The 11,052-nt window shown below is 43.0% G+C and carries 12 protein-coding genes, 1 rRNA gene and 1 riboswitch; of the genes, 7 read left to right on the top strand and 6 right to left on the bottom strand.

What is annotated here, in order from left to right; genetic code table 11:
* Positions 1–205 (bottom strand): 16S ribosomal RNA (locus L3V35_RS06585); the annotation flags it as partial.
* Positions 206–777: 572 nt separating this feature from the next.
* Entirely contained in the window at positions 778–1,302 is a 525-nt protein-coding gene (locus L3V35_RS06580; protein ID WP_065206283.1) for a DUF3087 family protein, read from the bottom strand.
* Positions 1,303–1,736: 434 nt separating this feature from the next.
* Between L3V35_RS06580 and trmY the strand changes: the two genes are divergently transcribed.
* Positions 1,737–2,336, top strand: coding sequence for a tRNA (pseudouridine(54)-N(1))-methyltransferase TrmY (gene trmY / locus L3V35_RS06575; RefSeq protein WP_004733046.1), 600 nt, complete (start codon positions 1,737–1,739; stop codon positions 2,334–2,336).
* Positions 2,337–2,438: 102 nt separating this feature from the next.
* Here trmY and L3V35_RS06570 read toward each other — a convergent pair whose 3' ends face one another.
* A complete protein-coding gene (locus L3V35_RS06570) occupies positions 2,439–3,539 on the bottom strand; it encodes a permease (protein ID WP_102556963.1) in 1,101 nt (366 codons plus the stop codon).
* Between the two features lie 232 nt (positions 3,540–3,771).
* Between L3V35_RS06570 and L3V35_RS06565 the strand changes: the two genes are divergently transcribed.
* Complete coding sequence (locus L3V35_RS06565; protein ID WP_004733042.1) at positions 3,772–4,068, top strand: metalloregulator ArsR/SmtB family transcription factor; 297 nt, start codon at positions 3,772–3,774, stop codon at positions 4,066–4,068.
* On the top strand, positions 4,052–4,666 hold the full coding sequence (gene sigZ / locus L3V35_RS06560; RefSeq protein WP_237298904.1) for an RNA polymerase sigma factor SigZ: 615 nt from the start codon (positions 4,052–4,054) through the stop codon (positions 4,664–4,666). Before L3V35_RS06565 ends, sigZ begins: the two co-directional genes overlap by 17 nt.
* Positions 4,667–4,790: 124 nt before the next feature.
* Here the strand turns inward: sigZ and L3V35_RS06555 are convergent, their stop codons facing one another.
* Together L3V35_RS06555 and L3V35_RS25530 are read right to left on the bottom strand one after the other, a co-directional pair.
* Positions 4,791–5,405: a YitT family protein gene (locus L3V35_RS06555; RefSeq protein WP_004733038.1), complete on the bottom strand. Its 615-nt coding sequence runs from the start codon at positions 5,403–5,405 to the stop codon at positions 4,791–4,793.
* A 460-nt stretch (positions 5,406–5,865) separates the two neighbouring features.
* Positions 5,866–6,015 (bottom strand): hypothetical protein, encoded by a 150-nt coding sequence (locus L3V35_RS25530; protein WP_186437217.1) that lies wholly within the window; start codon positions 6,013–6,015, stop codon positions 5,866–5,868.
* Between the two features lie 29 nt (positions 6,016–6,044).
* On the opposite strand from L3V35_RS25530, the gene L3V35_RS06545 reads away from it, so the two are divergent.
* The 3 genes from L3V35_RS06545 (at position 6,045) to L3V35_RS06535 (ending at position 8,634) form a co-directional block, all read left to right on the top strand.
* Positions 6,045–7,250 (top strand): MFS transporter, encoded by a 1,206-nt coding sequence (locus tag L3V35_RS06545; protein WP_054546296.1) that lies wholly within the window; start codon positions 6,045–6,047, stop codon positions 7,248–7,250.
* A 225-nt stretch (positions 7,251–7,475) separates the two neighbouring features.
* Entirely contained in the window at positions 7,476–8,201 is a 726-nt protein-coding gene (locus tag L3V35_RS06540) for a sulfite exporter TauE/SafE family protein (protein WP_172837687.1), read from the top strand.
* A gap of 70 nt (positions 8,202–8,271) precedes the next feature.
* Complete coding sequence (locus tag L3V35_RS06535) at positions 8,272–8,634, top strand: MmcQ/YjbR family DNA-binding protein (RefSeq protein ID WP_054546295.1); 363 nt, start codon at positions 8,272–8,274, stop codon at positions 8,632–8,634.
* A 52-nt stretch (positions 8,635–8,686) separates the two neighbouring features.
* Here L3V35_RS06535 and L3V35_RS06530 read toward each other — a convergent pair whose 3' ends face one another.
* Entirely contained in the window at positions 8,687–9,433 is a 747-nt protein-coding gene (locus tag L3V35_RS06530; protein ID WP_065206288.1) for a phosphatase PAP2 family protein, read from the bottom strand.
* Positions 9,434–9,820: 387 nt separating this feature from the next.
* A riboswitch (FMN riboswitch) is annotated at positions 9,821–9,971 on the top strand.
* A gap of 185 nt (positions 9,972–10,156) precedes the next feature.
* Between L3V35_RS06530 and ribB the strand changes: the two genes are divergently transcribed.
* Positions 10,157–10,813: a 3,4-dihydroxy-2-butanone-4-phosphate synthase gene (ribB, locus tag L3V35_RS06525; RefSeq protein WP_004733029.1), complete on the top strand. Its 657-nt coding sequence runs from the start codon at positions 10,157–10,159 to the stop codon at positions 10,811–10,813.
* Positions 10,814–11,052 lie beyond the last annotated feature (239 nt).

Here is an 11,052-nt window from a genome sequence, read left to right as displayed (position 1 = left end):
TGGCCCGTAGGCATTATGCGGTATTAGCCATCGTTTCCAATGGTTATCCCCCACATCAAGGCAATTTCCTAGGCATTACTCACCCGTCCGCCGCTCGACGCCCATTAACGCACCCGAAGGATTGTTAGTGTCGTTTCCGCTCGACTTGCATGTGTTAGGCCTGCCGCCAGCGTTCAATCTGAGCCATGATCAAACTCTTCAATTTAAGATTTTGTCGGCTCAATGAATACTGACTTCAAAACTACAAAAAGTAATTCTAAAGCTATTATCTTTCCAACAGAAAGATAATGAATTGACTGTGCCAAATACTTTCTTTCTACAAGAGAAAGTAGTTATTCGTATTGGTCACTCAGTTCATTGAAACCAAAGTTGATTCCGAGGAATCTGTTTTACTTCTCTTTATAAAAAGGGAAGATAAAACGTTTTGATATTCATCAACGAGTGCCCACACAGATTGATAGGTTTAAATTGTTAAAGAGCTTTGCTTATCGAAACTTTCTTTTTACAAAGAAACCCTTGAAAGCGGACGTGAATTCTAGCGATTTAATCTTAAGTGTCAAACACTTTTTAAAATTAATTTCTTTCGAACTTTCCGTCTTACTGATTACCGCTGAAGCCTTGTGGCGTCTGCCGTGTCAGTGAGGCGGCATTATAGAGATCATCGTAAACATGGCAACCCATTTTTTGATAAAAATTCAAAAAAGTTGCTTAAGCGTCTACTTTTACGTCAAAACCCTCTTTCATAGGCCAAAGTTAATACAATCAAGAGCATATAACTTAGAATTTCGCGACTAAATCTTTCGAAAATGCCTTTATATCCAGTTCGATACTCCACTTTTCACTCAGCTCCACTATGTTATCTAGCGATTGCTGAACCGTTTTTATCGTCAATGTATTGTTATCTAGGTCATATACTTGTTTTTGCGTAGTGTAATAGAAGTAAAGGATCGTCAGTGCTTCTCGATCGCCTTGCTCAGCTTTCGGTTGAATACGCTTGAGCTTGCGATAGATTTGATTGTGAGTTTGTTTAAGGTTCCACACATAAAGTGCTTCCTTAAAGTAATCATGCCCTTTCACACGACTCGCGATAAAGGCATTCAGTGCGACTGATAAAATCACCCCGAGTACATTCAAATGGAAATTGCCTGTCGCTTCCCCAGTAACGGATCCAGCTGAACCAAAAAGTTCAATCAGAATGCTACCGAATACGATAGCAAACAAGGCGAGTGACCCAACCAATGAAACCAACAGCAGGTTCATCTTCTTTCTATATTCTTCTTTATTAATCTTCTGTAACTTCATCGACTACTTCCTTATATATAATACCAATCGTAGTAAATAACTGTTCATCCTAGCTGGTTAAAACGCTCAATAACTGCGTTAGAAATTTTGATTGTAGAATAACTACTTATCGAAACTCTTTGTCGAATAGAGCCGCCTTGTTTTCAAGCCTTTTTCCTGCACTGTTTATGATCACTTACTTACTGTGATTGGTATAAGTCGCCTAATAATTTGCGCATACTATCTATGTAAACCTTGGTTCACTTCAACTTTTACCGTCTTGTAATGTGGTCACTCTCTATTTAATACGTAAAGCTCTTCTGATCAGTACTATACATAACTCCATTTGACTTCATTAATAGAAAAGAGTTACATACCGCCATAATTTTGGTTATTCATCAATTCATGCTGATAAAGCCTGTTTCGCTTTATCACATACTGACAAGGTACATCCCATGCGTTCATTTGTATTACGCGCTCGCGCAGCCCCTACAGAGAGTAAACTTATCTTAGAAGGTGTTGGACAAGACGCTCATACCGAGATTCTGGCTCATACTCTGATGAACACGATCTTCGTTGCTCAATCTCACCGTGAGAATGTCACCGTGCACCTTGTGCTAGAGAGTACTAAAGACTTTTCACGTACCATTACATTCGATTCCAATGAAATCACCAACATTGGTGGCTTTCATGAATCTGCACTGTTATCTGCGGTAGTAAGAGCGGTTGACGCTTCTCAAGGCATGACAAAAGAACAGACACGTCAGGTAGAACCGGGCATCACTGTCCGTACCATGAGCTTTGAAAAGTTGGTCAAAGAACTGGCCGAAGACCACCAGCTGTACATGATGGATAAGAAAGGCGACTTTATCCGTGATGCAGAGATTGCGGAAAACCCATGTTTCCTTCTAACTGACCACATCCCTATGCCAAAGAAAAGCTACAACAGCTTAAAGCGTTTAGGAACAGAGAAAATCAGTTTAGGTCCGAACATGCTGTTCGCTTCTCAGTGTGTAGTGTTGATCAACAATGAGCTTGATATTCGCGGTTTCTAACCTCCTAGCTAATTATCTAAACAAAAAAAGAGCTCACTTAGTTGAGCTCTTTTGCTTATTTATCTCTCAGTATCGATGGTGTTATCTCGAAATCAGGCCTGATTAACCAAAGATGAAGCTGTATAGGAAGCCTGCACCCATCGCCATGCTTAGGATAACGAATAGGAATGCTGCAATCATTTGGTTCTTGAAGATTGATTTAAGCAGGATAACTTCCGTTAAACTTGCGCCTGCACTACCAATGATCAATGCCATTACTGAACCCAACGCCATACCTTTTTGTACTAAAGCTGCACTTAGTGGGATTACCGCTTCAGCACGAATGTACAGTGGAATACCAATCACGGCTGCTACTGGAATCGCATACCACATACCTTCACCAGCGTATTCTGCAATTAGGTCTGTAGGAATGAAGCCGTAGATGAATGAACCAATCGCGATACCCATCATTAGGTAAGGGAAAACTTGTTTGAAGTCTTTCCAAGTTGAGAACCAAATTCTCATCCAACGGCTAGGCTCTTTCTTCTCTACGATTTCAGCCGTCGCACTTCCATCCGTTGAGCAGCATGAAACAGTGACTTGTGGTTCTTCTTTTTTAGAATCGCAGCAAGATGTCTCTTTCGCCATTACTGGTGCAGGTTCACCACATGCGCTTGTTCCACATGAAGACTCTGCCTTCGCTGGCGCTGCTTTCATAGGAGCAGAATCACCACAGCTAGTGCCACAGCTTGAAGCAGAACCTGTCGATTCATACGCTTCAGGTTTTACGTAACGCTCAAAGCCAAGCTTCTCAAGTGCGTAACCAGCCACTACCGATACCGTCATAGCTACTAGGAAGTAGAAAACCGCCACTTGCCAGCCGAACGTAATCACGAACAAACCAATGATCACTGGGTTCAATAGTGGGCTACCGAATAGGAACACCATCATTGGACCGAAACCCGCTCTTGCACGCAGCAATCCTTTTAAGAAAGGAATGGTCGAACATGAACAGAAAGGTGTAATTGCACCCAATAGTGCTGCAACCACATAACCCTTACCATTACGTGAGCTCAGGATAGATTGAATCTTTTCTGGTGTAAGGAACTCTTGAAGAATCCCAACAATGTAGCTGATCGCTAAGAAAAGGATAATTAGCTCTACTGCTAAGAAAGCGAACATATCAAGTGCGTCTTTTAGCATTGTTAACATTTCATTGCTCATAATAACTCCAAACTGGATTTAAGGCGGGACTCTATGAGGAAAGTAACCAACCCTTAATTTCGAATGTTCTCGAATTATAGAAATATTTCGTAACAGATCAAGATTTATTTCGATAAAAATCGAATTGATTTTTAAAAGGAAGAATTTTCAATAAGTTATAGAATCACTATTTTTACATTTGTATTCGGACTACATTTCGACTAATATCGAAATTAAATCTTGAGGAGTTAATATGAACTTAGAAGTCGTTGCGAAAGCACTTAAAGAGTTGGGTCACCCTATTCGCCTAACTATTTATAAAAGTGTCGTTAAAGCTGGCTACCAAGGCATTGCGGTTGGCGGCCTACAAGAAGAGCTCGGAATTCCGGGGTCTACCCTTTCTCACCACATATCAAGCTTGGCATCGGCAGGACTAATCAGCCAAAGACGAGAAGGAAGAACGTTATTCTGCGTGGCGGAGTATGAATGTCTAGAAGGCGTGATTGATTTCTTACAAGACGAGTGTTGCGTAAATGAACAGTGCAACTAATGCACCTTTGAACGGAGCACCTTTGAATAGGGCATCTTTGGACTTAGAACAGGTTTGGGCTGAGTATCAGCAAGCGTTAAAGTCATTCTTGCATTCTAAGGTCAGCAACACCGCCGATGTAGACGACTTGCTTCAAGAGATCTTGATTAAGACTTATCAAAACCTAGACAAAGTCCAAGATACAAGCAGCGTAAAATCGTGGCTATTCCAATTAGCCAATCACACCATTATCGACTTCTATCGTAAGCATGCTAGACAACAACGTGACAGCCAAATTGATGCTGAAGATCTGTGGTTTACCGATTTAGACCACAATTCTGAGTTCAAACAGAAGCTTTCATTATGTATTGAACCCTTTATTCAGGCGCTACCTGAACAAAGTTCATCATTACTGCTTGCTGTCGACATCAAAGGCCAAAGCCAAAAAGAGATCGCAGAGGCTCAAAACATCAGCTACTCGACCGTTAAGTCTCGTGTTCAGAAAAGTCGCGGGGATCTTAAAAACCTGTTTGAAGAGTGTTGTAACCTGTCACTTGATCAACAAGGCAATGTGATTGACTGCGAGCTCAAGCCAGACAACGATTGCAACAACTGTTAATCGTTGCATTGAAATAGAACAAAGCCAGCAATTGATGCTGGCTTTGTTGTTTTTAGAATCTACAAATCACTTTGCTTAAGCTAACCTAGTGCTTGAGCGAACCTAACTACTCTGTTTCCACTTACTACGCCGCTTCCGCTTTTACGACCGGTTGATAGCGCCCCGGTTTATGGTTCATCGCTAGAATCAAGTTGGTGACTATCGCACCAAGCACAGACAATAGAACCAGTGACACGTCAACAATAAACAGTGAAAGCACTACAATCGTACAGTCTAACGCCATCTGAACTTTGCCCGCTCGAATACCAAAACGTTCTTGTAAGAATAACGCCAAAATGTTGAAGCCACCCAAACTCATCTTATGACGGAAGATCACCAGCATGCCGGTACCAATCAAGCCACCACCGATTAAAGCTGCATACAATGCATGAATTTCGGCAATCTGAATCACGTGATACAAGTGATCCACTGCGAACGAAACAATCGAAACTGCGATAAACGTATTGATGGTGAAACGCCAGCCCATACGAGCGACCGACAAAATATAGAAAGGTAAGTTAAGTGCGAAGAACACTTGGCCAAAGCTTAAGTCTGTCACTTTGGTAATGAAGATCGCTAGACCAGCCGTGCCTCCAGTGAGCAAACCGACTTGATTGAAAAAGATAACGCCGAGTGAAACTAGTGCGCTTCCTAAGATCAGTGCCAGTAAGTTTTCGCGAAGGTTATGATCTTTATCCATGTGAATGACTCTCCCTGAATCTTTTAACATCGCGTTTCAGTAGTTTTGAAACGATTTACGCCCAAATTTACGATGTTTGACAGATAAGTCGAGTGAACGGCCAATGTTGCTTAGTGATTAGTTTGTATATTAGTTTTTACAGTTTTGTGAAATCTTCAATTAAACAGATAGTTAAAAACCTGAAGTCAGGCTCTCATTATTAATTGCATGTTTCTATCGCTGAATGAGTGAGCTTCGAGTTTTCCTATTTATTGGTCACGTTTCGCTCTAATTCTAACGATGCTTAAACCTATGCATAAAACGCATAGACTAAATCACAAAAGGTCATTTGATACATACACTACTCGTCATTATGATGCGCGACTTCTTACAACATTGAGCGCATGTAAACACCTTATGTTTTCACAATCTCTTTTTGCCCAACTGGCCCGAATGACGCTATTCCTCGTCATTAGTTTGATTATTGTGCATCACAGTCAGCCATTGATTGATCTCTTGGCTCAGCATGCCGTGAGCAGTGGATGCCACCAGCAGTCAGCGCATGAGCATTCTGGACACGAACATCACCATGAGATGACTGACCAACACATGTCAGCGCAAGACCACTCACATCACCACCATTAATTTAAGAGTATTAGAATGAGCATTTTCCGTTTTCCTTTACTGGTATGGCTTGGGATCGGCACACTTATTATCAGTCTAGGGATCAGACAATCATTCGGCATTTTCATGATGCCAATTTCAGAGCATTTCGGCACGGGGCGAGAGTTTTTCAGCTTCGCCATTGCTCTACAAAACCTGCTGTTCGGTGTGTTCCAACCTTTTGTGGGTATGGCCGCAGACAAATGGGGAGCAAGACGCATCATTATTGCTGGCGCATGTGCTTACGGTTTGGGTTTACTTCTTACCTCAATTTCTACCGAATCAAGCATGCTTTACGTTTCATTGGGCGCACTCGTTGGCCTTGGATTGAGTGCGACAAGCTATGTGATCGTGTTAGGTGCAGTAGCAAAAGTAGTACCTGCAGAGCACGCGGCTAAGGCATTTGGTTTAACCACAGCAGCAGGTTCGTTTGGCATGTTCGCTGTGATTCCAGGCGCACAATACATGTTGAACGAATTCGACTGGCAAAGTGCGATGCAAGTATTTGGCGTGCTTTGTTGTTTCATGATCTCTTTTGCCCTGTTTATGCGAGCGCCGAAGTCGGCAACCAATAAACAAGTAGAAGACACTCAGACACTAAAAGAAGCGCTGTCTGAAGCGTTTGCGAACAAAAGTTATTGGTTAATTCACGCAGGCTTCTTCGTGTGTGGTTTCCACGTGATGTTCATTGCGACGCACTTACCGAGTTACTTAGCCGACAAAAACCTACCCGCGAGCAGTGCAGCAATGGCATTGGCTTATGTGGGTATTTTCAACATCTTCGGGTCTTATTTCTGGGGTGTGATGGGCGATAAGTTCAGCAAGCGTCATGTAATGTCGGCACTGTACTTAGTTCGTACTGTAGTTATTGGTGCGTTTGTGACTCTTCCAGTAACTGAATCAACGGCTGCTATCTTTGGTGCGGCGATTGGTTTCTGTTGGTTAGGAACTGTACCACTCACCTCTGGACTAGTTCGTCAGATCTTCGGTGCGCGTTACCTATCTACTCTGTACGGTTTGGTGTTCTTTACTCACCAAGTGGGTAGTTTCTTAGGCGCTTGGGTTGGTGGTCGTATTTACGATTACTATGGATCTTACGAGCCAATCTGGTGGTCAACAGTGATACTGGCATTTGCGGCTGCGCTTATCCACTTACCAATTAATGACAAGCCTATTGAACGCCTGAAATTGGCAATGGCTTAACGTTTAACGCTGACTCCCCCATCAGCTAAAAACCAACAGTCATTCCAATAAAGAGAGTGAGTATTGAAGGATAACATCCTGAGGTATTCGCTCTCTTTTTCGTTGCCCGTTATATCGACAATAATAAAGGTCGATATTTGCATAAACCTCACTGAATAATAAGACTATTCTTTTCGTTTTAATTTATAGTATTCGTTAGCTCCTTTAAAATTAATCCACAGGCTTATGGAATACATAGATCAGACAGTACTTATCGCGATGGCACTCATTTTTGTCGGCTCGTTTGTGCAAACCGCAATCGGCTTTGGTTTGGCTATTGTGGCTGCCCCACTGCTGTTTTTAGTCTCACCTGACTACGTACCCGCGCCTATCTGTCTCGTTGGCCTGTTCATTTCTATATTCAATGCGTTTAAACACCGAGCAAACATTTCTATCGGCGGATTAAAAATTGCACTGCTTGGACGCATTCCGGGGTCGATTGCAGGGGGTGCTTTGTTAGTGATGGTTTCAACGAGCGTGTTGTCTCTGTGGTTAGGCTTATTAGTGGTATTTGCGGTGATTGTCAGCTTGCTGCCATTTAGGTTAGAGCCAACACCGACCAAGATGGGCATTGCTGGATTCTTCTCAGGATTCTTTGGCACCAGTTCAGGTATTGGTGGTCCACCAATGGCGTTACTACTTCAGCACCAAGATGCCAATCAACTTCGTGGTAACCTTTCTGCGTTTTTCGTGTTTAGTTCTATCATTTCATTACTGGTACAGATCCCAATTGGCTTCTTCACGATGCACCATTTGTTCATCACAATCCCGTTGCTTCCTGCGGCTTGGTTGGGTTACAAAGTGGCGTTAATGACCACGCAAAGCATTCCTAAAGAGAAGATACGTATCGGTTCTTTATTGTTATGTTCTATCAGTGGCTTTACTGCTATCTGGCAGGGCTTAGCTGGCTAGTTCATAACGAAAACGCTGATAAAGAAATAAGCACAGTTCCAACACACCCATCTATTGAAAGGACACTCCTATGACATACGACGAGTTCAATGCATTCTGCGAGTCACTACCTGCCACCAGCTATGTGATGCAGTGGAATAACTCTCACGTTTGGAAAGTAGGTGGGAAGGTGTTTGCGATTGGTGGTTGGGGGCCTAACGACGAGCCTGCGTTTATCTTTAAGGCATCCGATCAGAACTTCGACTTTCTGAAAGAGGAACTGGGCTACAAACCCGCGCCCTACTTTGCTTCGCGCGGAATGAAGTGGATTCAGCTTTTTGAAAGCACATCAGAAAGGGATGAGGAGCTGAGATACTACCTCACTGAATCACACCGAATTGTTTCATTAGGGCTAACCAAAAAGAAACAAGCAGAACTAGGGCTCAATCAATAACGTTTATCACGTATTGCAAATCTGAGCCCTCTTTCGGAGTGAGGAAGGATCCCTAGGAAGTCTGTTTCAAAAATGCAGGTAAATAGCGTTCTATTTTTTGCTCTGAGATAAGCGGCACCAATAGGTAGATAAGACCTGCAAAAGCGATAGATCCGGCTAAGTCTTCTGGGCGATGCATGCCAAGCCAAACTCGGCTGTAAGCGACACCACCAGCCCAAACCAGTAAACCACCAACCAAATAAAAACGCTTCGCTTCTAAAAACAATCCACCGAAGAACGCCAAACACACACCGACGAAAATCATGTGTCCAGATGGGAAAGAATAGTCAGTCTCACCCAACCAGTGGCGCGTTCGCCACTCACTCACCTTATCTTGCACAGATGCAATCGCTGCGTTCTTTTCTACCAGTGGCAGTTCATAAAACACTTCTGGCATTTCGACAACTTCTTGCGTCACCAAATACTCTGAATAAGGTCGAGGGCTTTCTGTTGAATGCTTTAAGAAGGTTTTCGCTGCAAAGCTAAGAACCAACAACAGGCCAAGCTGCAGACACAGGCTGACTAGCTTAGCTTTGGAAAACTTCATCGTGAGCAATGCCAGAGACAAAACAGCTAGCGTTACCAAGAATCCTTGATTGCCTGCTGAGTACGTCACGAACGTCATGAAGGCACCATAGAAAGGCAAAACCGCACTTCCAAGGTCAAAGTTCGATCCAAAGATCAAAAAAGGTACGAGAGAATACAAACTTAGAACGAGAAGTAATAAGCCTTTGGATTTGTTAGAGAACAGAGAAGTCATGGCTAAGATCTTTTAGATAAAGTGTCCGGATGCTATCGCAGCTTAGCAGCGCTAATATCAATTTTATGTCAAAATGGTCAGTAAGACGTCATGGTGTAACAATATTGAATTATTAAGCCACGTTAGCATTCAGTTGATAAACATTTGCTTTATCAACGATATGAATTGGACACACACTCATGTTCATAGACACATGAAAACTCTTTCAAACATCAAAAATCTACGCACAACTGTGTATGTAAACCAAGTGATGTCTGTTTCGTTGATAAAATGAGCACTTACCGCATTCAAAGAGCAGAATCTAAAAAACTTTGCTGTCAGTCCTTTAAATCCACTATTGAAAGGATTACCATCTGGTCTGCTTTCAAAGCAAAACAAATTATTAATTTTTATTCTCAGGGCGGGGCGAAATTCCCCACCGGCGGTATGTCCTTAGCAAAATCTAAAGATAAGCCCGCGAGCGCTCGATTCGTCGAGGTCAGCAGATCTGGTGAGATGCCAGAGCCGACGGTCATAGTCCGGATGAGAGAGAATGAAAACACACTCGTTTAAGTTGGAAAGGCATGCCCATTTATTGGGTTCATTCCTCCAACTTAGACGGGTGCATTTCGTTTTGGATAAAACCATAATGAGCTAAAGCTACTTGTAATAAGTAGGCTTTGTTGTGCTCGGTTGAGATCCCTCATACAGCCCTGATTCTGGTGATATTTTAGGAGTTTAACCATGAATCAGTCTTCATTACTTGCCGAATTTGGCGAACCAATCACTCGCGTTGAAAACGCACTGCAAGCTCTACGCGAAGGTCGTGGCGTACTTTTACTTGACGATGAAGATCGCGAGAACGAAGGCGACATCATCTACTCAGTAGAACACCTAACCAATGCTCAGATGGCGCTTATGATCCGCGAATGCAGCGGCATTGTGTGCCTGTGTCTAACCGACGAGCAAGCAAATCAACTTGAACTTCCACCTATGGTTGTTGATAACAACAGCGCAAACCAAACTGCGTTTACCGTAACTATCGAAGCAAAAGTTGGTGTAACAACAGGTGTTTCTGCCGCTGACCGTGTCACGACGATCAAGACAGCTGCAAACCCAACAGCTAAACCTACTGACCTTGCTCGCCCTGGCCACGTATTCCCACTGCGTGCTCGCAAAGGTGGTGTACTTGCACGCCGCGGTCACACAGAAGGCACTGTGGATCTTATGCAAATGGCAGGTCTTCAATCGGCAGGCGTACTGTGTGAAGTAACCAATCCAGACGGCACGATGGCAAAAGCGCCAGAGATCGTTGCTTTCGGTAAAATGCACAACATGCCAGTACTGACCATTGAAGATATGGTGATGTACCGCACTGAGTTCGACCTTAAGCTTGCGTAACGTTTAATCGTCAGTGTCCCGCGCTGGCGATAATTGGATCGCTAGTAAATATTGAAAGGCCTCACTTTTTAATGCTGTTTCTAGTTAATAGCATTAAAGAATGAGGCCTTTTTAATTTCCGTACTTTGAGACGAGCTAGAGATTGACCGCCGAAGTGTCCCTACCTATCGAAACCTCCCCAGCCTAATCACAAGAAAAGCGTAACCTCTCAAAAAATCCTGCAAAATATGAGAAACATT

The organism is Vibrio sp. L5-1 (genome assembly GCF_021728315.1).
In the GTDB taxonomy this organism is placed as follows: Bacteria; Pseudomonadota; Gammaproteobacteria; order Enterobacterales; family Vibrionaceae; genus Vibrio; species Vibrio splendidus_K.
Note: the sequence above shows the minus strand (reverse complement) of the source record. Positions and strands in the feature narration are given on the sequence as shown.

Coding starts and splice junctions, on each gene's coding strand:
- L3V35_RS06580 (WP_065206283.1), bottom strand. CDS start 1,302: ATGAAGTTACAGAAGATTAATAAAGAAGAATATAGAAAGAAGATGAAC.
- L3V35_RS06535 (WP_054546295.1), top strand. CDS start 8,272: ATGACATACGACGAGTTCAATGCATTCTGCGAGTCACTACCTGCCACC.
- L3V35_RS06540 (WP_172837687.1), top strand. CDS start 7,476: ATGGAATACATAGATCAGACAGTACTTATCGCGATGGCACTCATTTTT.
- L3V35_RS06530 (WP_065206288.1), bottom strand. CDS start 9,433: ATGACTTCTCTGTTCTCTAACAAATCCAAAGGCTTATTACTTCTCGTT.
- L3V35_RS06565 (WP_004733042.1), top strand. CDS start 3,772: ATGAACTTAGAAGTCGTTGCGAAAGCACTTAAAGAGTTGGGTCACCCT.
- L3V35_RS06555 (WP_004733038.1), bottom strand. CDS start 5,405: ATGGATAAAGATCATAACCTTCGCGAAAACTTACTGGCACTGATCTTA.
- L3V35_RS06570 (WP_102556963.1), bottom strand. CDS start 3,539: ATGAGCAATGAAATGTTAACAATGCTAAAAGACGCACTTGATATGTTC.
- sigZ (WP_237298904.1), top strand. CDS start 4,052: ATGAACAGTGCAACTAATGCACCTTTGAACGGAGCACCTTTGAATAGG.
- L3V35_RS06545 (WP_054546296.1), top strand. CDS start 6,045: ATGAGCATTTTCCGTTTTCCTTTACTGGTATGGCTTGGGATCGGCACA.
- trmY (WP_004733046.1), top strand. CDS start 1,737: ATGCGTTCATTTGTATTACGCGCTCGCGCAGCCCCTACAGAGAGTAAA.
- ribB (WP_004733029.1), top strand. CDS start 10,157: ATGAATCAGTCTTCATTACTTGCCGAATTTGGCGAACCAATCACTCGC.